The sequence below is a fragment of the Kitasatospora sp. NPDC057500 genome (genome assembly GCF_042802195.1).
Classification (GTDB): Bacteria; Actinomycetota; Actinomycetes; order Streptomycetales; family Streptomycetaceae; genus Kitasatospora.
In genome coordinates this window covers 1-19,389 of the sequence record NZ_JBHVER010000011.1, presented here as the reverse complement: position 1 = coordinate 19,389, position 19,389 = coordinate 1, and the positions used below count along the sequence as shown (strand labels likewise).

Annotated in this window: 17 protein-coding genes; 5 read left to right on the top strand and 12 right to left on the bottom strand. The window is 75.5% G+C overall.

Annotated elements, in window-relative coordinates; translation table 11 throughout:
- Positions 1–11: 11 nt before the first annotated feature.
- The gene (locus ACFU74_RS04060) at positions 12–2,387 is read right to left on the bottom strand and encodes an FHA domain-containing protein (protein ID WP_380751379.1); all 2,376 of its coding nucleotides are present in this window, start codon (positions 2,385–2,387) and stop codon (positions 12–14) included.
- A 214-nt stretch (positions 2,388–2,601) separates the two neighbouring features.
- Here ACFU74_RS04060 and ACFU74_RS04055 point away from each other — a divergent pair, with 214 nt between their 5' ends.
- Entirely contained in the window at positions 2,602–3,951 is a 1,350-nt protein-coding gene (locus ACFU74_RS04055) for an acyltransferase (RefSeq protein WP_380751376.1), read from the top strand.
- A gap of 65 nt (positions 3,952–4,016) precedes the next feature.
- Here the strand turns inward: ACFU74_RS04055 and ACFU74_RS04050 are convergent, their stop codons facing one another.
- The 11 genes from ACFU74_RS04050 to ACFU74_RS04000 form a co-directional block, all read right to left on the bottom strand.
- Positions 4,017–4,976 (bottom strand): alpha-ketoacid dehydrogenase subunit beta, encoded by a 960-nt coding sequence (locus tag ACFU74_RS04050; RefSeq protein ID WP_380751373.1) that lies wholly within the window; start codon positions 4,974–4,976, stop codon positions 4,017–4,019.
- The gene (locus ACFU74_RS04045; RefSeq protein WP_380751370.1) at positions 4,973–5,971 is read right to left on the bottom strand and encodes a thiamine pyrophosphate-dependent dehydrogenase E1 component subunit alpha; all 999 of its coding nucleotides are present in this window, start codon (positions 5,969–5,971) and stop codon (positions 4,973–4,975) included. Before ACFU74_RS04045 ends, ACFU74_RS04050 begins: the two co-directional genes overlap by 4 nt.
- Positions 5,968–6,891, bottom strand: coding sequence for a phytanoyl-CoA dioxygenase family protein (locus ACFU74_RS04040; RefSeq protein WP_380751368.1), 924 nt, complete (start codon positions 6,889–6,891; stop codon positions 5,968–5,970). The genes ACFU74_RS04045 and ACFU74_RS04040 overlap by 4 nt, the downstream gene beginning before the upstream one ends.
- 46 nt (positions 6,892–6,937) lie before the next feature.
- Complete coding sequence (gene hppD / locus ACFU74_RS04035) at positions 6,938–7,954, bottom strand: 4-hydroxyphenylpyruvate dioxygenase (protein ID WP_380751365.1); 1,017 nt, start codon at positions 7,952–7,954, stop codon at positions 6,938–6,940.
- A 73-nt stretch (positions 7,955–8,027) separates the two neighbouring features.
- The gene (locus tag ACFU74_RS04030; protein WP_380751362.1) at positions 8,028–9,290 is read right to left on the bottom strand and encodes a beta-ketoacyl-[acyl-carrier-protein] synthase family protein; all 1,263 of its coding nucleotides are present in this window, start codon (positions 9,288–9,290) and stop codon (positions 8,028–8,030) included.
- Positions 9,287–10,915: a class I adenylate-forming enzyme family protein gene (locus tag ACFU74_RS04025; RefSeq protein WP_380751360.1), complete on the bottom strand. Its 1,629-nt coding sequence runs from the start codon at positions 10,913–10,915 to the stop codon at positions 9,287–9,289. The genes ACFU74_RS04030 and ACFU74_RS04025 overlap by 4 nt, the downstream gene beginning before the upstream one ends.
- 159 nt (positions 10,916–11,074) lie before the next feature.
- Positions 11,075–11,617: a beta-ketoacyl synthase N-terminal-like domain-containing protein gene (locus tag ACFU74_RS04020; RefSeq protein WP_380751357.1), complete on the bottom strand. Its 543-nt coding sequence runs from the start codon at positions 11,615–11,617 to the stop codon at positions 11,075–11,077.
- Entirely contained in the window at positions 11,614–12,735 is a 1,122-nt protein-coding gene (locus ACFU74_RS04015; protein ID WP_380751354.1) for a beta-ketoacyl synthase N-terminal-like domain-containing protein, read from the bottom strand. Before ACFU74_RS04015 ends, ACFU74_RS04020 begins: the two co-directional genes overlap by 4 nt.
- On the bottom strand, positions 12,732–13,010 hold the full coding sequence (locus ACFU74_RS04010; protein ID WP_380751351.1) for an acyl carrier protein: 279 nt from the start codon (positions 13,008–13,010) through the stop codon (positions 12,732–12,734). Before ACFU74_RS04010 ends, ACFU74_RS04015 begins: the two co-directional genes overlap by 4 nt.
- Positions 13,007–13,288, bottom strand: coding sequence for a phosphopantetheine-binding protein (locus ACFU74_RS04005; RefSeq protein ID WP_380751348.1), 282 nt, complete (start codon positions 13,286–13,288; stop codon positions 13,007–13,009). Before ACFU74_RS04005 ends, ACFU74_RS04010 begins: the two co-directional genes overlap by 4 nt.
- 164 nt (positions 13,289–13,452) lie before the next feature.
- Positions 13,453–14,883, bottom strand: a complete 1,431-nt coding sequence (locus ACFU74_RS04000; protein ID WP_380751345.1) for a class I adenylate-forming enzyme family protein — start codon at positions 14,881–14,883, stop codon at positions 13,453–13,455.
- Positions 14,884–15,080: 197 nt separating this feature from the next.
- On the opposite strand from ACFU74_RS04000, the gene ACFU74_RS03995 reads away from it, so the two are divergent.
- The 4 genes from ACFU74_RS03995 to ACFU74_RS03980 are packed head-to-tail and all read left to right on the top strand — an operon-like array spanning position 15,081 to position 19,356.
- On the top strand, positions 15,081–16,166 hold the full coding sequence (locus tag ACFU74_RS03995; protein WP_380751342.1) for an alpha-hydroxy acid oxidase: 1,086 nt from the start codon (positions 15,081–15,083) through the stop codon (positions 16,164–16,166).
- 51 nt (positions 16,167–16,217) lie between these two features.
- Positions 16,218–16,991, top strand: coding sequence for a class I SAM-dependent methyltransferase (locus ACFU74_RS03990; RefSeq protein ID WP_380751339.1), 774 nt, complete (start codon positions 16,218–16,220; stop codon positions 16,989–16,991).
- A gap of 26 nt (positions 16,992–17,017) precedes the next feature.
- Positions 17,018–17,959, top strand: a complete 942-nt coding sequence (locus ACFU74_RS03985; protein ID WP_380751336.1) for an alpha/beta hydrolase — start codon at positions 17,018–17,020, stop codon at positions 17,957–17,959.
- Positions 17,956–19,356 carry a PLP-dependent aminotransferase family protein gene (locus ACFU74_RS03980; RefSeq protein WP_380751333.1) on the top strand — a complete coding sequence of 467 codons (1,401 nt, stop codon included), beginning with the start codon at positions 17,956–17,958 and terminating at the stop codon, positions 19,354–19,356. The genes ACFU74_RS03985 and ACFU74_RS03980 overlap by 4 nt, the downstream gene beginning before the upstream one ends.
- The last annotated feature ends 33 nt before the right edge of the window (positions 19,357–19,389 follow it).

Here is a 19,389-nt window from a genome sequence, read left to right as displayed (position 1 = left end):
CGGGTCACTTCTCACTTCCGCATGATCGACGGCTCCTGCCGGCGCAGCAGGGCCAGCACGGCGACGGCCAGCACCACCGCGAGCGCGACCAGCACGGCCAGTGCCAGCAGCCACCCGGCCTGCTCCTGCCGGAACATCGGGTCGGCGGTGATGTCGTTCGGCAGCACGGTGTGCAGGTCGACGGTGCGGGCCATCGCGGACAGGCCCCAGCGGGAGGGCACCAGCCAGGCGAACTGCTCCAGGCCGGGTACCCCGTGCAGCTTCAGCATGGCGCCGCTGAACACGATCTGCACCACGGAGAGCAGCACCAGCAGCGGCATGGTCGCCTCCTCCTTGCGGACCAGAGCGGAGACGAGCAGGCCGAGCATCATCGCGGAGAAGGAGAGCAGCGCCACCGCGACGATCAGCTCGACCAGCGGCGGAAGCAGGACGCCGCTGTGCACGGTGACGCTGGTGGGCAGCACGGGGGCGAGGTCGACGCCGGCCAGGCCGACCACGGTCAGCACGGCGGCCTGGGCGACCGTGATGGTGCCGAGCACCACCACCTTGGAGACCAGATAGGCCGAGCGGGACAGCCCGACCACGCGTTCTCGCTGGTAGATCGGGCGTTCCTTGACGATCTCGCGCACCGCGTTGGCGGAGCCGGTGAGCAGGCCGCCGATGCAGAGCGTGAGCAGGATGTTGAGCGCGTTCTCGGGGGAGATGCGGCTGCCCGCCATCGCGCGGCACATCACGCCGATCAGGAACGGCAGGGCGATCATCACCGTCAGGAACAGCCGGTCGGCGGCGAGCACCGCCGTGTAGCGGCGGATCAGCGTGCCGAGCTGGGAGAACCAGCCCTGCGGCTGTTCGGGGCCGATCGCGTCGGTCGGCGCGGCGGGAGCGCCGGGCGCCGGCACCGGCCGGGCGGGCGGCAGCGCCTCGGCGGCGACGTACCGCTCGTACTGCGGGGACTCCCGGAACCGGCGCTGCCAGGCCTCGTGGTCCTCGTTCTCGAAGGCCTCGAAGGCCTGCGGCCACTCGGTGAAGCCGAAGAACGGCAGTGCCTCGGCGGGCGGCCCGTAGTAGGCGGTGCGGCCGCCGGGGGCGAGCACCAGCAGCCGGTCGCAGACGTCCAGGCTCAGCACGCTGTGGGTGACCACGACGACGGTGCGCCCGTCGTCGGCCAGGCCGCGCAGCATCTGCATCACCGAGCGCTCCATGCCCGGGTCCAGGCCCGAGGTGGGCTCGTCGAGGAAGAGCAGTGAGGGCTTGGTCAGCAGTTCCAGGGCGACGCTGACGCGCTTGCGCTGGCCGCCGGAGAGGCTGGAGATGACCAGGTCGGCCCGGCTGTCCAGGCCGAGTTCACGGATCACCTCGGAGACCCGGGCCTCCCGCTCCTCCTTGGCGGTGTCGCCGGGGAAGCGTAATTCGGCGGCGTACGACAGGGCTCGGCGGACGGTCAACTGGGTGTGCAGGATGTCGTCCTGCGGGACGAGCCCGATCCGGCGGCGCAGCTCGGCGTAGTCGCGGTAGAGGTCGCGCCCGTCGTAGAGCACGGTGCCCTCGTCGGCGGGGCGCAGCCCGGTGAGTGCGTTGAGCAGGGTGGACTTCCCGGCGCCGCTGGGGCCGGCGACGGCGAGCAGGGCCTTCTCGGCGAGCGGGAACGACACGTCGTCGAGCAGCACCCGCCGGTCGGGGCCGACCCGTACCACCAGGCCCTGCACGTTGAGCGAGATCTCGCCGGTGTCGGTGTACTCGACCAGTTCGTCGCCGGAGAGGCAGAGCGCGGAGTGGCCGATGCCGACGATGTCGGCGGGGCCGACCGGAGCCCGTTGGACGGGGCTGCCGTTGAGGTAGGTGCCGTTGTGGCTGCCGAGGTCGGCGATCTCGTGGCCGCCGTCGGGCAGGGTGCGCAGTTCGGCGTGGTGGCGGGAGACCACCAGGTCGTCGAGGACGAGGTCGTTGTCGGGCGCGCGGCCGATCCGTACCGTCCGGCCGGGCAGCCGCAGTACGGCGCTGGGGCGGCGGAAGGTGCCGGAGACGCGCGGGGCGACCAGGGAGGGGCGCTCGTCGGCGGAGGGGGCGGCCAGGCCGGCGAAGGTGGCGGACGGGCCGTCGGCGGGGTTGCCGAACCGCAGCCGGGTGCCGGGGCCGATGTCCTCGGAGCTGATCCGGCGGCCTTCGGCGAAGGTGCCGTTGGTGCTGCCGACGTCGTCCAGGTGCCAGTGGTCCCCGGCGGTGCGCAGCACGGCGTGGTGCCAGGAGACCCGGGGGTCGTCGAGGACGATCTCGCTGGTCGGGTCGCGGCCGACGTGGTACGCCCGGCGCGGGTCGATCAGCTGCGAGTCCGTGTCGGTGACGAGTACCAGGGGCGGCGCGGCGGGCGCGCCCGGGCGCTCTCCCATGGTTCGGAGTCTAGTCCGGTGACGGCCCCGGGGCGCCCGGAGGCGGTGGCCCCGGGGCGCCCGGAGGCCTCCACATACCGTCCGTCCGGTCCGATAGCACAGAATTGGACTGGACCACTGGATCGCCGCCGGGGACTGCCCTATCGTTCGGAGTGATCTGCACGGTCGTCCGGGGCGCTCCGCACGACTCCCTCCCACGCCCCGGGGTGAATCGATGAGTGTCTGGCCGCAGTTGCGCGACACCCGGACCGTCAGAGCCGGTTCCGCCCCCGGCACGGTGCTCCGCTGCGGCCTCGCCGACACCATGTTCGCCGACCTCTCCGTCTCGGTCGTCCTCTTCTTCGAGCGCGCGCTGGACGAGGACCGCCTCGCCGCGGGACTGGCCCGGGCGCTGGAGCGCGCCCCGGTCTTCGCCGGCCGACTGCGCACCGTCGACGGCGTGCTGGAGGCGGTCTGCGACGACTCCGGTGTCCCGATGGTGAGTTACCGCGTCAACGGCACGCTCGCCGAGTCCATGGGCCGGGTCACCGCGCCCGGCGCGCAGCACGTCGACCCGCTGGACGCCCCGGCCGCCCGCACCGGCGGCGGACCGCTGCTCGCCGTCCGGGTGACCCGCACCGGCGACGGCGGCACCGTGCTCGGCTGCTCCTGGCACCACGCGATCGGCGACCTGCACAGCTTCGCACTGCTGCTGCGCGCCTGGTCGGCGGCGGTCGAGGGCGAGGAGCTGCCGGAGGTCGAACTCGTCGAGGACCAGGACGCGCTGCTCGACCGGGTGCTGCCCGCCGAGGACTGCGGCCGGCCGGGCTTCCGGGTGCCCGGGCCGGCCGAGCGCGCCGTCCTGGACCGCGAGGTGGCGGCCGGCCCGCGCGCCAACCGCACCGTCCAGCTGTACTTCGGCGACGCCGAGATAGCCCGGATGTGCGAGGAGTTCGGTGCGGCGGCCGGGCGGCGGGTCTCCTCCGGCGACGCGGTCTGCGCCCATGTCGCGCACACCCTGAGGGAGTTGGACGGCGACCGGGAGACCCGCTGGCTCACCGTCCCGGTCAACGTCCGCCGCCCGCTCGGCCTGTCGGACGCCCTGGTCGGCAACCTGCTCGGCGACATCCACCTGCCGTACGCGCCGCAGGACGGCCCGGCCGCCCTCGCCGGGGCGCTGCGCACCGCCGTGCTGGGGTACACCGAGGAGCACCTCAACCTGCGCGCCAATCTGCGCTTCCTGGCCGAGCTCGGCCGCCCCGGGCTGGGCGACTGCGTGCCGCTCGGCTTCGACCCGCAGCAGCGCCGGATCAGCTTCTCCAACTGGAGCCGCTTCGGCCTCTACGACGCGACCTTCCAGGGGCAGCGGCCGGTGTTCTTCAGCCCGGCCGCCAACTACCCGATCCCGTGGGTCTGCTGGACCGTCGAGGGCTTCGGCGGCACCGGGCTGCTCACCACGGCGGTGCTGCCGGCCCGGCTGGCCGCACGGTTGCGCGGGACGGAGGGGCGGGCCGCACTGCACCGCTACCGGGACCCGTCGGACGCGCTGCCGCAGCTGCTGGAGGCCGTGCCCCGGGTGCTCTGAGGGGCCTCGGAACGCCTCCGGGGGCGGCCTCGACGGCCGCCCCCGGTCCATGTGCTGATGATGCGTCACTTCATGACGGCGCGCAGTGCGTGCCGCAGCTGCTCCCGGTCCGGCTGGAGGGCCCGGTCGAGCGCGGGCGCGAACGGCAGCACGGTGCCGTCCGGGCGGGTGACCCGGCGCGGCGGGGCGGTGAGCCGGAACTCCTCGGCGGCGGTGGCCAGGACCTCCGCGCCGATCCCGCAGCTGCGGTTGGAGTCGTCGACCACCACCAGCCGCCCGGTGCGCTCCAGCGAGGCGCCCAGCGCGGCCCAGTCGAACGGGTACAGCGTGCGCGGGTCGAACACCTCGACCGAGATCTCCCCGGCGAGTTCCTCGGCCACCGCCAGCGCGTCGTGCACCAGGTGCCCGACGGCGACCAGGGTGACGTCCGTGCCGGGGCGGTGCACCCGGGCGCTGCCGAGCGGGATCGGCGCCAGCTCCCAGGTGACGGTCTCGCGCACCGGCAGCGCGGCGGCCGGGGCGAAGACCACCACCGGGTCCGGGTCCTGGATCGCCGAGCGGAGCAGCCCGTAGGCGTCCGTCGGCGTGGCCGGGACGACGGTCTTCATCCCGGCGTGCGCGAACAGGCTGTACGGGTGGTCGGAGTGCTGGCCCGCCCAGCCGTCCCGGGAGCCGGAGCCGGGTACCAGGCAGGTGAGCGGGACGCCCGCCTGGCCGCCGCTCATCAACGAGAACTTGTGCGCCTGGTTGACGAGTTGCTCGAAGACCAGGAACAGCAGCGAGGGGATCTGGAACTCCAGCACCGGCCGCCGGCCGGCCAGGGCCGCGCCGAGCGCCATCGCGGTGAACGCCTGCTCGGAGAGCGGGGTGTCGACGATCCGCTCCGGCCCGAACCGGTCCAGCAGGCCGAGCGTGGGCCCGGCCATTCCGGCGCCGATGTCCTCGCCGAACACGCAGACCGCCGGGTCGCCGTCCAACTCGTCGGCCAGCGCCCGGTTGAGCGCCTTGGTGTACGACAGTCTCATGTCACCGCCCCCGCCCTGGCCCGCAGCCCGGAGGCGTACAGGTGGTCGGCGGCGCCGGCCGGGTCCGGGTGCGGCGAGGCCAGCGCGAACTCCTCGGCGGCCGCGAGTTCGGCGGCCACCTCGGCGTCCAGCGCGGCGGCGCGCTCGGCGCCGATCGCGGCGGCGGCCCGGGGGAGCGGGTCGCGCTCGCGCCAGGCGGCCACCTCCTCGGGGGTGCGGTAGTGCAGTTTCATCCGCCGTTCCATGGTGTGGTGGCCCTCGAAGCGGTAGGTGCGGCACTCCAGGAAGCCGGGCCCGCCGCCGGACCTGGCCCGGGCGACGGCCTCCTCGGCGGCGGCCAGGACCGCCTCGGTGTCCATGCCGTCGACCTCGGCGGCCGGGATGCCGAAGGCCGCCGCCCGCCCGGTCGCGCTGCCCGCGACCGCGGTGCCGGCGGGCAGGGTGGTGGCGTAGCCGTTGTTCTCGCAGACGAAGAGCACCGGCAGCCGCCACATCGCGGCCAGGTTGAGCGACTCCAGCAGCACGCCCTGGTTGAGCGCGCCGTCGCCGAAGAAGGCGACCGCGACCGCGTCCGAGCCGGCCTGCCGGTCGGCCCAGGCGGCGCCGACCGCGATCGGCGCGCCGGCGCCGACGATGCCGTTGGCGCCGAGGATGCCCAGCCGCAGGTCGGCGGCGTGCATGGAGCCGCCGCGGCCGCGGTTGGAGCCGCCGACCCGCCCGGCCAGCTCGGCCAGCAGCCGGGCCGGGTCGAGCCCGCGGGCCAGGACGTGGCCGTGCCCGCGGTGGGTGGAGGCGAGCCGGTCGCCGGCCCGCAGCGCGGCGCAGACGCCGACCGCGACGGCCTCCTGCCCGATGTACGGGTGGATGCCGCCGGTGATCACCCCGGACTTCACCAGGTCGAGCCCCCGCTCCTCGAAGGAGCGGATCAGCCGCAGCATCCGGTAGCGCCGCTCGGGCGTGTCGAGTGCGGCGACGGCGGGTGCCGTGGTCGTCACAGGGTGCCCCGCCACACGGTCGGGCAGAAGTCCGGGTCGGCGTAGTCGGGGCGGTCGTCGGCGGTGCGGCGCACCAGCACGTCGTGGTTGTAGACGACCGTCCCGCCGTCCGGCCGGGTGGCGCGCCGGTAGGTGTTGGCGCCGTCCTGGAGGTGCAGCGAGACCGCCCGGCGCGGGTGGGAGGCCAGGTTGGGGCCGCTGCCGTGGTAGGTGAGGCAGTGGTGGAAGCTGACGTGGCCGCGCGGGATGATCATCGGGATCTTGCGGACCTCGGTCCCGTTGTACGCCGCGTTGGCGTCCAGGATCGAGTCCAGCTCGGAGTTGTCGCGGTCGGCGAAGTGCCGGGTGGAGTCCTCCTCGGAGGGCAGCTCCTTCCAGCGGTGGCTGCCGTCGACCATGGTGATGGTGCCGTTCTCCTCGGCGCAGTCGTGGAACGGCAGGAAGGCGGTGAGCATCCGCTCCGAGGTCGAGGTCTGCCAGTAGTGCTTGTCGAAGTGCCACGGCACCTGGTTGCTGGGCTCGCCCGGCACCGGGGGCTTGTAGATGAGGGTGGCCTGGAAGACCCGGATCTCCTCGGCCTCGGCGAGCAGCGCGGCGACGGCGCCCAGCAGCGGCTTGCGCAGGATCGCGCCGATCGCGTCGCTCTCGTAGTGCACGTAGTCGTTGTGGCGCTGGACCGGGCCGTGCGAGGGCTCCCAGGAGGCCAGCCGCGGCGGGCGGACCGGCAGGGTGCGGTCGCGCTCGCCGGCGTAGTACCGCTCGGTGGCGGCCTGGAGGGTGTCCAGCTCCTCGTCGCTGAACAGCTTGCGGGACAGGTACCAGCCGTGCTCCAGGTAGCCGGCCACCTCCTCGGGGGTGGGCAGCAGGGCGCGCTCGGCCTCGGTGAGCTGGAAGCCGGGTGTGGCGGGTGCGGTGGTCATGGGGGACGGGCCTCCTGTGGTGGTGAGGGCTCGGGGTGGGCAGGGCCTAGACGGCGGCGGCGGCGCGCTGTCGCTCGACGGCCTCGTAGAGGGCCTTGATGTTGGCCGTGCCGAAGGTGCCGGCTCCCTGGCGCTCGATCAGCTCCACGAAGTACGTCCGGCGGGGGTGGGTGGAGCGGGCGAAGATCTGGAACAGCTGTCCGCCGTGGTCCTGGTCGACCAGCACGTCCAGTTCGCGCAGCGTCTCCACCGGGATGGCGGTGTCGCCGAGCCGCTCGGCGAGCGCGTCGTAGTAGGTGCCGGGGGTGGTCAGGAACGCCACGCCGCGCCCGCGGACGGTGCGGACGGCGGTGGCGATGTCACCGGTGCGGAACGCCAGGTGCTGGACGCCGGCGCCGTCGTGGTCGGCGAGGAAGGTGTCGATCTGGCCGGGCCGGCGGGTGGTGTCGGGCTCGATCAGGGTGAAGGTGACCTCGCCGGAGGCGCTCTGCACCACGCTGGAGTCCATCGCCTGCTCGCCGACCTCGATGTACTCGCCGAAGATGCGGTGCATGCCGAGCGCGGCCTCGCAGAACTTCACCGCGTCCGCCAGCTCGCCGGCCGGCAGGCAGATCGCGGCGTGGTCGAGGGCGTCCAGCAGCCGCGGGGCGTCGCCGTCGGCGGGCTCGGGCGCGGCCGGCGCCTCGGGGACGAACCGCAGGGCGGTGTCGCCGAAGCCGGCCACCAGCCCGCCGGCCCGGTCCAGGACCCGGGCGCCGTGCCGCTCGGCGCGGTCCAGGGCGGCCTGCGGGTCGGGGCAGGAGAGCGCGAGGGCCGCGACGCCCTCGCCGTGCCGGGCGGCGTAGCGGGCCACCGGGTGCGCCGGGTCGGTGGCGGAGCGCAGCAGGAACCGGATGCCGCCCTGGCGGACCAGCAGGGTGCGCGCGTCAACGGACTCGGCGGCGGCGAGCTGGTCCGGATCGGGTGTCGCGGCGGTGAAGCCGTAGTCGGCGCAGAGCCCGGCCGCGGCGGCGTCGGCGTCGGCGCAGTGGTACTCGACGTGGGCGATGGACTGGATGGACAACGGGATCTCCCCGGGGGATGGCGAGTTGACGAGTGGCCTGGCACGGAGGCCCGGGCCGCCGGGCCGGTGGGCGTCAGCGGGCGGACGGGGTGGAGGCGGGCTCGAAGATCAGGCTGAGGTTGTGCCCGCCGAAGGCGAAGGCGTTGCTCAGGGCGGCGGTGAGCGGGACTGTGCGGGCCGCGCCCCGGACGTGGTCCAGGTCGCAGGCCGGGTCCGGCTCGTCGAGGTTGACGGTCGGTGGAAGCGTCCCCCGGGCCACCGCGAGTGCGGTGACCGCCGCCTCCAACGCGCCCGCGGCGCCCAGCAGATGACCGGTGGCGCCCTTGGTGGAGCTGACCGCCGGGCGGTGTTCCCCGAACACGGCGTTCAGCGCGGCGCTCTCGGCGACGTCGCCGAGCTTGGTGCCGGTGCCGTGGGCGTTGACGTAGCCGATGTCGGAGGGCGCCAGGCCCGCGTTGGCGAGTGCGGCGCGCATCGCGTCGGCGGCGCCCGCGCCGTCGGGCCGCGGCATGGTCGGGTGGTGGGCGTCGGTGGAGGCGCCCCAGCCGGTGAGGTCGGCGTAGCCGGCCACGCCGCGGGCGGCGGCGTGCTCGGGGCTCTCCAGCACCAGGACGGCGCTGCCCTCGCCCAGCACGAAGCCGTTGCGCCGGCTGTCGAAGGGCCGGCTGGACTCCGCCGGGTCCTCCCAACCCGAGGACAGCGCGCGGGCGTTGGTGAACGCGGCGGCGATCGTCGGGTGCAGCGAGGATTCGGTGCCGCCGCACACCACGACGTCCGCGTCGCCGGAGCGGATCAGCCGCAGCCCCTCGGCGACGGCCTGGGCGCCGGCCGCGCAGGCCGTCACGATGGCCGTGCTGAAGCCGCGGATCCCGTGTTTGATGGCGATCCGGGCGGTGGCCATGTTGGAGAGCATGCCGGGCAGCAGGTAGGGGCTGACGCCGGGTCGGCCGCGCTCCACGCGCCGCAGGGACTGCTGCTCGAAGGTCTCCAGGCCGCCGCCGCCGGTGGCCAGCACCACGGCGGTGCGGTGCGGGTCGGCGTCCTGGCCGACGACCAGGCCGGCGTCGGCGAGCGCGTCGTCGGCGGCGGCCAGGGCGAGCAGCACGAACCGGTCCACGCAGCGGGTCTCGGTGGGCGGCAGCACCTCGCGGCCGTCCACCGCAGGGGCGATGCCGGCGGCGGTCAGCCAGCCGTGGGCGGCGTGGCCCTCGGGCAGGGCGCGGATGCCGGTGCGGCCGGCGGTCAGCGCGTCGAAGACCTCGGCGGGCTTGCGGCCGAGCGGGGTGACCAGGCCGATGCCGGTGACCACGGCGCCGGGCCGGCGGGCGGCGCTCACGCGTCCGCCCCGGCGGCGACCGAGTCCAGGTAGCGCTGGCGCAGCAGGACCTTGCGGACCTTGCCGGTGGGGCCGAGCGGGATGTCCTCCCCGGCCACCACGACGACCTGGCGGACGGTGGCCGCGGCGGCCTCGTCCAGGGCGGCGGTGACGGCCTTGGTGCGGTCGGCGGCCGGGTCGGCCCCGGCGGCCAGGACCAGCAGCACGTCGGTGACCACCCGCTCGCCGTCGCGCACCGCGACCACCGTGCAGTCCAGCACGTCGGGGCAGGCGGCCAGCACCCGCTCCTCCGACATGGCGGTGAACAGCCGCTTGCCGTCGCCGAGTTCGACCGAGTCCACGGCCCGGTCGACGTGGTAGTAGTAGCCCTCCTCGTCCCGGTACATCAGGTCACCGGTGAGGAAGCGCCCGCGCAGCCGGGTGCGGTAGGTGGTGGTCGAGTCGTTCCAGTAGCCGAGCGCCAACGTCGGTGAGTTGGTGGCGAGTTCGCCGACCTCGCCGGGGCCGAGCGGCTCGCCGTCCGGGCCGACCAGCTCGCAGTCGACGAAGGCGTGCGGGCGCCCGACGCAGCGGCCGTAGCGCTCGGTGTCCGGGCCGTGGGTGATGAAGAAGTGCGAGTGGCCCATCTCGGTGGATCCGAGGCCGTCCACGAACAGCGAGCCCGGCACCCGGATCCGGCCCTCGCGGGTCACCGACTCGCGGCTGCCGGCGGCGACCAGGCGGCGGATGTGCACCTCGTGGGCGCAGTCGCCGGTGTTCCACCAGAGCACGACCGAGTCCAGCTCCCGGGCGGTCAGGTCGTGGTGGGCGAGCTCGGCCCAGGTGGCGGCGAAGCCGATCACGCCGCTGGGGCGCCACTGCTCGATCGCGTCCAGCACGCCGGCGCCGGACTGGCTGGAGAGTACGGCGAGTTGGGAGTGCGTGGAGAGCGCGAGGTTGACCGCGATCAGGGTGGCGGCGTGCGGGGCGGGCAGTGCGCTGAGCATCCGGTCCTGGCCCTGCGGGCGGGGCAGCCGGGCGCGGTGGCGGATCGCCGCGTAGAGGCTCGCGTGCGAGTGGACCACGGCCTTGGGCATGCCGGTGGTGCCGGAGGAGTGGGTGATCGCCACCGGGTCGCCGGCCCAGTGCCGGTAGGGCTCGGGGGCGGCCTCGGGGTCGCCCGCGCCGAGCGTGGAGATCTCGGGCAGTGCGGGGGCGCCGGGCTCGTGGCCGGCCAGCGCGGCCAGGTGCGGCGCGTCGGCGAGGATGCCGACCGGGCCGAGCTTGGCGATGTAGCGGGCGGCCCGCTCGCCGTCCAGGTTGGGGTTGAGCAGCGCGGGGACGGCACCGAGGCGGGCCAGGGCGAGGAAGGCGAGCACGTGGTCGGCGGCGTCGCTCGCGTACACCACCACCGGGTCGCGCCGGCCGATGCCGAGGGCGTGCAGGGCGGCGGCCCGGGCGCGCACGGCGCGGTCCAGCTCGGCGAGGGTGAAGGGCTGCCAGGCGGCGTGGCCGTCCACCGGGGTGTCGAAGGTCAGCAGCGGCTCGTCGAGGCCGAGGCCGAGCGCGAGGCGGCTGGTGAGGACGTTTCCGGCGCCGACGGCCGGATCGTCGGCCAGCAGGGTGCGGATACTGCGGATGCTCACGGGGTGGATCCCTCCCGGGGTGCGGGCGTGCGGGGCGTGCTGCGGCGGGACGCGGCGGGTGGGGGGACCGTTCGCGCCGGTGGTGCGCAGGGGTGGGGCGGGGTGGCTGTGCGGTGGAGCCGGGTCGGGCGGGCGGGGGCAACGGGCGTTCGGGCGGGTTCAGGCGGTGGTGACCAGCAGGGCGACGGCCCGGTCGGCGGCGTCCGGGCGGCCCGGGCCGTCGCCGCCGTCGGCCTGCTCGGCGGCGATGACCAGGACGTGGTCGGCGTCGCCGTCGGCGAGCAGCAGTTCCGCCAGGTCGAGCGCGTCCTGAGGGACCCGCCCGGGGGGCGGGGCCTGTGCCGGGCTGATCGCCACCACCGGGCCGGTCAGGCCCCAGCGGGCGGCGATGTGGCCGAGGACGGCGTTCGGGTTGGACTGGAAGAACAGCAGCGGGGGCATCCGCCGGGTGGTGTCGGCGGCGGCCTCGTCGATGGCGCGGGCGGTGGCGCGGTCGCCGCTCGTGCTGGCCAGCAGCAGCGCGGTCCTCCGGCCGCGGTCGCCGGCCGCGCCGCGGTGGGCCCGCAGACAGCGTTCGGCGGTCTCGGCCACCAGGGGGTTGAAGGTGGAGGCGGCGAAGCCGGGCAGCGGCGGGAGCGGCTCGGGACCGCGGGCGTCGGGGTCGGGCCAGGCGGCCTGGGCGAGGATGCGCAGCGCGGTCATCGGGCGGCCACCAGGAGTGCGGTGTTGGCGCCGCCGAAGGCGGAGTTGAGGGTGAGCGCGTAGCGCGGCCGGGCGGCGCGCGGGCCGTCCAGCACCAGGTCCAGGCCGATGTCCGGGTCCGGGCCCAGCCAGCCGGCGTTGACCGGCAGCAGCCCCTCGGTCAGCGCCCCGATGGTGACGACGAGTTCGAGCAGCGCCGAGGCCTCCAGGGCATGGCCGTGCACGGCCTTGCTGGAGCTGACCGGCAGCCGCGCGGTGTGCTCGCCGAAGACCCGGTGCAGCGCCTTGGCCTCGGCGAGGTCGGACATCGGCGAGCCGGTGCCGTTGGCGTTGACGTAGCCGACCTCGTCCGGCTCGATCCCGGCCCGCTCCAGTGCGGCCAGGACGGCGCGCGCCACGCCTTCGCCCTCGGGCTCGGGGCGGCAGACGTGGTGGGCGTCGCCGGACCTGCCCCAGCCGGCCAGCCGGGCCAGTACGGGTACGCCGCGCCGCCGGGCCTCCGGCTCGGCCTCCACCAGGACGGCGGCGGCCGCGTCACCGAGCAGGGTGCCGGTGCGGCCGGCGCTGAACGGGCGCAGTTCGCCGTCGCGGGCCAGTGCCCGGCCGGCGTCGAAGGCGGCGTGGACGCCCGGTTCGACCAGGTGGCCGGCGGCGACCAGCACCCGGGGGTGGCGGCCGGCGGCGACCAGCGCGGCGGCGTCGGCGACGGCGGTGGCCGCCGCGACGCAGGCGCCGGTGTAGGTGCGGGTGACCCCGGGCGCGCCCCAGCCGGCCGCGACCCCGGCGGCGACCGCGGCGACGCCGGCCCGGGTGCGCAGATCGCTGTGCAGGGCGAGCAGCACGGGCGGGCCGGCGTCGGGGGCCGCCGGGTCCAGGCCGGCCCGGCGGCAGGCCTGGCCGACGGCGCCGAGCACTGCGTCGGCGAGCGGCGGCGGATCGGGCAGCAGCGCGGCGCGGACGGTGCGGCGCGCCGAGACGTCGAACCGGGTGACCGCGGCGAACGCGGCCTTGCCGTGGACGACGGCCTCGGTGAGCGCGGCCGGTCCGTCGCCGGCCGCGCTGAGCACGCCGACGCCGGTCACCACGGGCCGGACGGCGGGCGGGGCATGGCGGTTCATGGCCGCGCGGCCCCCGCGGTGGCGTCGGCGGCGGAGCCGGCGGCCGCGAGCACGGCGGCCCGGAACACCGCGACGGCGTCGTCGACGGTCCGGACGGCCTCGAAGGCGTCGTCGTCGAGGTCCGGCTCGATGCCGTAGCGCTGCTCGAACTCGGCTATCAGCCAGGTGAGTTCGAGCGAGCCGAGTTCCTCGGGGACGTCCTCGGGGGCGCGCTGCCCGAACGCCGCGAGCATGGCCAGGACCTCGGCCCGGTCGGGACGGGCGAGGTCGGTCACGCCGGGCTGCCCGAGGCGGCGGTGGCGGTGGCTGCGGCGATCCGCGCGGCGACGTCGGCGGTGAACTCGTCGAGCGTCATCAGCGCGGTGGTCTCCATCTCGTCGAGGTCGAACTTGACCCCGTACTCGTCCTCGACCTGGACCGAGAGGTCGGCGAGGGCGAGCGACTCCAGGTCGAGGCCGGCCGGGCCGAGGTCGGTGTCACCGGTGACCTCGGAGACGTCGTACTGCATCTCGGCCAGCGCGGCGAGGACGAACGCGCGGATGCGGTCCTGCATGGTGGGCTCCTTGTACTGCCCGGGCGCGTGCGGCGCCCGGGGTGGTCGGGGAAGGGAACGCGGCCCCGTCGGGGCGGTTCCGGCGGTGCTCGGGCAGCGGTCGGCCGAGGGTGCCGGAAGGTGAAGGGTGTACGGCCTGGTGCGCCGGGTCGCGGCGCGGGGGGTCAGCCGGCGGCGGCGCGCAGGGCGGCCGGGTCGCGCAGCAGCTTCCCGGTGGCGGTGCGGGGCAGTTGCGGGAGGTAGGCCAGCCGGCGCGGCCGCTTGTAGGCGGCGAGCTGCCGGGCGAGGCCGTCCTGGACGAGTGCCCGGTCGGCGCCGTCCTCGGCCGAGAGGTAGGCCTCGATGGCGCCGTCGTCGAAGACCACGACGGCCTCCCGGACCTGGGGGAGCGCGGCGAGGGTCTGCTCGACCTCGGTGAGGTCGACCTTGAGTCCGCCGATCGAGACCTGCGAGTCCCGTCGGCCGAGGACGGTGACCAGGCCGGTGGCCGGGTCGAGGACGGCGGCGTCGCGGGTGTGCAGCCAGCCGTCCGCCCAGCGGGTCGGGTCGTCGAGTCCGGGGTAGGGCGAGGCGGGGGTGCCCAGTTGGAGCTCGCCGCCGACGAGCCGCAGCTCCATGCCGTGCACGGGCTGCTTGGCCGGGTGCAGGGTGCCGTCCAGGTCGGTGGCGATCACCCCGGTCTCGGTCATCCCGTACATGGTGCCGAGCGGGACGCCGTAGCGCGCGGTGAACGCGGCGGGCAGGCCCGGGCGGACGAGTTCGCCGGCCACCACCATCCGCCGCAGCTGCGGCAGTTCCGGCGGGTCGGCGGCGCCGGCCAGCAGTTCGGCGTGGAACGGCACGCCGATCACGGTCGTCGGGCGGCCGTCGGCGGCGACCGCGCCGAGGATGCCCGCCGCCGTCATCCGGTCCGGGACGGTGAGCGGGGCGCGCGCGTGCAGGCTGTTGAGCAGCCCGCCGACCAGGCCGAGCACGTGCACCACGGAGGAGAGCAGGACCACCCGCTCGCCCTCGCCGGGGAACGCCGCCAGCCTGCGGTAGCAGTCGAGTTCGCGGATCAGGTCGCCCGCGGTGCGGGCGATCACCTTGGCCGGGCCGGTCGAGCCCGAGCTGAGCTGGACCAGCGCGTGGCCGGTCCCGGCGGGTCGGCCGGCGGGCAGCCGGACCGGGACCGGGTCGACCAGCGAGTAGCCGCGCAGCGCCGCCGCCGCGGGCCGCGAGGCCGAGCCGACCAGCACCTGCGGGGCCAGCCGCTCGACCGCCAGCTCGACCTCGTGGTCGGTCAGCCGGTGGTCCAGAAGGGCTACCTGGGCCCGCAGTTGCCAGGCGGCCAGGAGCACCGCGACGAAGCCGAGCGAGGGCGGCAGCCGGAGCGCGGCGGTACCGCCCGGGCCGAGGCCGGCCGCGGCCAGCCGTTCGGCCTGCTCGGCGACCAGCGCGCGCAGGGCGTCGCGGTCGACGGGCGTGCCGAAGCGCAGGCACTCCTCACCCCCGGGGCCGGCCAGCAGCACCCGGTCGACCCAGTCGGCGGGAGCATCGGCGTGCGGGGGTGAGGCGGGCGGCGGTGAAGAAGGGGAAAAGCCGGTCAACGCCACTCCACACGTAAGGAGGTTTGTCATGGACACTTGGACGATGTTCACATGTCATCAACAAGCAATACGTCCAATTCCGTTGCCAGACCATTGCACAGACGATTGGTCAAATCAAGGTCTATACCAATGTGGTGCAGACCTCCTACGCTGCCGATCCGTGGACCGGTCCGAACGCGGCCGGTCCGGGAACGAGGACGCCCGTGGCACCACTCACGCTGGCCGGGACCGAACGCGCCGCACGCGAGCAACTCGCGCCGGAAATCTGGGACTTCATCGAAGGCGGAAGCGGCGCGGAACGCACCCTGGCGGCCAACCGGGAATTGTTCGGACGCTATGCGTTCCGCCCCCGCGCGCTCGTCGACGTCTCCGGCTGCACGCCCGCCGTCGAGTTGCTCGGCAGCACGCTGCAACTTCCGGTCGGAATTGCCCCGATGGCCTACCACCGGCTGGTCCATCCGGACGGCGAAACCGCGACCGCGCGGGCAGCCGGAAAGGCCGGGGCACTGCTGGTCGCCGGAATCTTCGCCAGCCGCACCCTGGAGGACATCGCCGCCGCCGCGAGCGGCCCGCTCTGGCTCCAGCTCTACTGGCTGCGCCGCCGCGACGCCCTCGCCGCCCTGGTGGAGCGCGCCGAGGCGGCCGGCTTCGCCGCCCTGCTGCTCACCGTCGACGCCCCCCGGATCGGCCGCCGGCTGCGCGACCTGCGCAACGGCTTCGCCGTCCCCCCGGAGATCCGCGCGGTCAACCTCGACCCCGCCCTGATGAGCGCCACCCACCGGGCCGACCAGGGAAGTTCGGGCATCGCCGAGCACGCCCGCGAGCAGTTCGACCCGACCCTGACCTGGGCCGACCTCGCCTGGCTGCGCGAACGCAGCCGGCTGCCGCTGGTCCTCAAGGGCATCCTGACCGCCGAGGACGCCCGGCGCGCCGCCGACCACGGCGTGGACGCGGTCGTCGTCTCCAACCACGGCGGGCGCCAACTCGACGGCGCGCTGCCCGCCCTGGCCGCCCTCCCCGAGGTCGTCGACGCCCTGCCGCCGCACATCCCGGCGCTGCTCGACGGCGGCGTGCGCGGCGGCGCGGACATCGCCGTCGCCCTCGCCCTCGGCGCCCGCGCCGTCCTGGTCGGCCGCCCCGCCTTCTGGGGCCTGGCCACCGGCGGCGAAGCCGGCGTCGGCCGGGTCCTCGACCTGCTGCGCGACGAACTGGAGCACACCATGGCCCTGTTGGGCCGCCCCACGGTCGCCGACCTGGACCGCACCGCCCTCGCGCCGTGGCCCGGCTGACCCCTCCGCGCGCGCACCACCCCCCGACGGAACGACCGAAAGACCGACACCATGAACAGACAGGACGCCTTCCCCGGCTGGGACTGGGACGACCCGGAGGGCCTCGCCGGACAACTCGACCGGTTCAGCGCCGACGTCGCCACCTGCCGGACGCTGGAACCCGCCGCCGGCGGACTGCCCCACGACCACGCCGACTTCACCGACCTCGGCATCACCGGCCTGGAGTTCGCCGCCTTCCGCACCGCCCACCCGGCCGGTCTCGGCACCGACCTCGCCGCCCTGCGCGGCCCGGACACCACCACCGAACCCGGCACCCTCTACCGGGTCGACGGCGACCGCTGGTTCACCCAGCTCGACATCGCCGAACCGCTGCCCTTCGCCGACGCCAGCGTCGACTGGGTCTACGCCGAGCACCTCATCGAACACGTCACCATGCCCGTCGCGGTCGGCTGGCTGCGCGAGGCCCGCCGGGTGCTGCGCCCCGGCGGCGTCCTGCGCATCACCACCCCCGACCTGGCCCGCTACCTGGTCGGCTACGCAACCGGCGACGGCTTCCTGGCCAAGCACCGCCGACGCCTGACCACCATGGGCTTCGGCCCGCCGATGCCCCAGCGCCCCGCCTTCCTGGTCAACCAGATCTTCCGCTACTACGGTCACCAGTGGATCTACGACCTCGACGAGCTGCGCCACGTCCTCACCCTGGCCGGCTTCGAGGACGCGCGGATCCGCCACTGCGCCTACCGCGAGGGGGCCCGCGCCGACGTCGCCGACCTGGACACCGCCTTCCGCACCGACGAGACCATCTACGTCGAGGCCGACCGCTGACGCGGCCCCGTCCCGAGGAAACCCCGATGCCCCTGCACCCCCAGGCCCAGGCACTGCGCGACCACCGCGCGAGCGCCGCCACGGCCCCGCTCTACACCCTCACCGTGGCCGAGGCCCGCGCCGCCGACCTCGCCGACATCCGCGCCGCCGCGGGCACCCCCGAGCCCGTCGCCGCGGTCGAGGAGCACCGCCTCCCCGGCCCCGGCGGCGAACTCGCGCTGCGCCTCTACCGGCCCGAACCGCCCGCCGACGGCCGCCCGCTGCCCGTCCTGCTCTACCTGTTCGGCGGCGGCTGGACCCTCGGCTCGCCCGACACCAGCGACGCGATCTGCCGTGCGCTGACCAACGCGGTCGGCTGCGCCACCGCCTCCGTCGGCTACCGCCTCGCCCCCGAGCATCCGTTCCCCGCAGCCGTCCAGGACTGCGCCGCCGCCGCCCGCTGGCTCGCCGCGCACGCGGACGGGCTCGGCCTGGACGCCGCGCGCCTCGCCGTCGCCGGCGACAGCGCGGGCGGCAACCTCGCCGCCGTGCTCGCCCTGCTCGCCCGCGACGAGGGCGGCCCGGCGCTGCGCCACCAGCTGCTCGTCTACCCCAACACCGACGCCCGCGCCGACACCCCCTCGCTGCGCGAGCACGACGACCCGGCGCTGTTCAACCGCCGTTCGGTCGCCTGGTACTGGGGCCACTACCTGGCCGACCCGGCCGACGGCGACCACCCGCACGCCTCCCCGCTGCGGGCCCCCAGCCTCGCCGGACTGCCGCCCGCCACCGTCGTCACCGCCGAGTACGACCCGCTGCGCGACGAGGGCGAGCAGTACGCCGAGGCGCTGCGCGCGGCGGGCGTCCCGGTGGAGCTGCGCCGCTGGGCGGGCATGCCGCACGGGTTCTTCGCCATGACCGGCACCCTGGACGGCGCCGCCGAGGCCCAGGCCTACGCCGCCGAGCGGCTGCGCGAGGCCCTCGCGTGAGCGCCCCCGCCCCGCTGCGGCCCGCGCCGGCCGCCGGCGCCGACGGGCCCGCCGACGCCGAGGTGCCCGCCGACGCCTCGGCGCCCGTCACGCTCCCGCTCGCCGAGCTGCACGCCTCCCTCGCGGACCCGCTGCTGGATGCGATGACCTTCCTCAACGAGGTCACCACCCGCTATCCGCAGGCGGTCTCCTTCGCCCCCGGCCGCCCCTACGAGGGCTTCTTCGAGCCCGGGGACGTCACCGCCTACCTGGACGCCTACCTCGACCACCTGGCCGCGACCGGCCTGGGCCGCGACGCGATCCGCACCACCCTGTTCCAGTACGGGCCCACCAAGGGCGTCGTCAACGACCTGGTCGCCCGCACCCTGGCGAACGACGAGAACCTCGCCGTGGCCCCCGAGGCGCTGGTCCTGACCGTCGGCGCCCAGGAGGGCATGCTGCTGGCGCTGCGCGCCCTGTGCGCCGGCCCGGAGGACGTGCTGCTGGTCAGCTCGCCCTGCTACGTCGGCGTCACCGGCGCCGCCCGGATCCTCGACCTGGCCACCGTGCCCGTCCCCGAGGGCCCGGACGGCGGACCGGACCCGGCGGCCGTGCGCGCCGCCGCCCGCGAGGTCCGCGCCACCGGCCGGCGCCCGCGCGCGCTGTACGTCGTCCCGGACTTCGCCAACCCCTCCGGCACCTCGATGCCCGTCCCGGCCCGCACCCGGCTGCTGGCGACGGCCGCCGAGGAGGACCTGCTGGTCATCGAGGACAACCCGTACGGCTTCTTCTCCCGGGACGGTGTCGAGCGGCCCACCCTCAAGGCGCTGGACCGCCACCGGCGCGTCGTCTACCTGGGGTCCTTCGCCAAGACCTGCTTCCCCGGCGCCCGGCTCGGCTACGTGGTCGCCGACCAGGAGGTGACCGGCCCCGGCGGGCGGCGCAGCCTGCTGGCCGACGAGCTGGCGAAGCTGAAGAGCATGACGACGGTCAACACCCCGGCCCTCAGCCAGGCCGTGATCGGCGGCATGCTGCTCACCCACGACTGCCGGCTGCGGGCCGCCAACGCCCCCGCCACGGCCCACTACGCGGCCGGCATGGGCGTCCTGCTGGCCGAGCTGGAGCGGCGCTTCCCGGCCGCCGAGCGCGAGCGCCTGGGCCTGTCCTGGAACGTGCCGGAGGGCGGCTTCTTCGCGGTGCTCCGGGTGGCCTTCGCGGCCGACGACGCGGCGATGGAGCGCTGCGCGCGCGACTTCGGCGTGCTCTGGACGCCGATGGCGCCGTTCTACCCGGCCGGCGGCGGGGAGCACCGGCTGCGGCTCTCCATCAGCTCCCTGACGCCGGAGCGGATCGCGGCCGGCGTCGCCCGGCTCGCGGACTTCGTGCACGCCGAGACGGCCCGGGAGGCGGCGGGGTAGGCCCCGGCCCCGGAACACCGCGAAGGCGGCGCC

Excerpts from the sequence above, each read along its gene's own strand:
- ACFU74_RS04060 (WP_380751379.1), bottom strand. The coding sequence starts at position 2,387 with ATGGGAGAGCGCCCGGGCGCGCCCGCCGCGCCGCCCCTGGTACTCGTC.
- ACFU74_RS04055 (WP_380751376.1), top strand. The coding sequence starts at position 2,602 with ATGAGTGTCTGGCCGCAGTTGCGCGACACCCGGACCGTCAGAGCCGGT.
- ACFU74_RS04050 (WP_380751373.1), bottom strand. The coding sequence starts at position 4,976 with ATGAGACTGTCGTACACCAAGGCGCTCAACCGGGCGCTGGCCGACGAG.
- ACFU74_RS04040 (WP_380751368.1), bottom strand. The coding sequence starts at position 6,891 with ATGACCACCGCACCCGCCACACCCGGCTTCCAGCTCACCGAGGCCGAG.
- ACFU74_RS04020 (WP_380751357.1), bottom strand. The coding sequence starts at position 11,617 with ATGACCGCGCTGCGCATCCTCGCCCAGGCCGCCTGGCCCGACCCCGAC.
- ACFU74_RS04015 (WP_380751354.1), bottom strand. The coding sequence starts at position 12,735 with ATGAACCGCCATGCCCCGCCCGCCGTCCGGCCCGTGGTGACCGGCGTC.
- ACFU74_RS04005 (WP_380751348.1), bottom strand. The coding sequence starts at position 13,288 with ATGCAGGACCGCATCCGCGCGTTCGTCCTCGCCGCGCTGGCCGAGATG.
- ACFU74_RS03990 (WP_380751339.1), top strand. The coding sequence starts at position 16,218 with ATGAACAGACAGGACGCCTTCCCCGGCTGGGACTGGGACGACCCGGAG.
- ACFU74_RS03985 (WP_380751336.1), top strand. The coding sequence starts at position 17,018 with ATGCCCCTGCACCCCCAGGCCCAGGCACTGCGCGACCACCGCGCGAGC.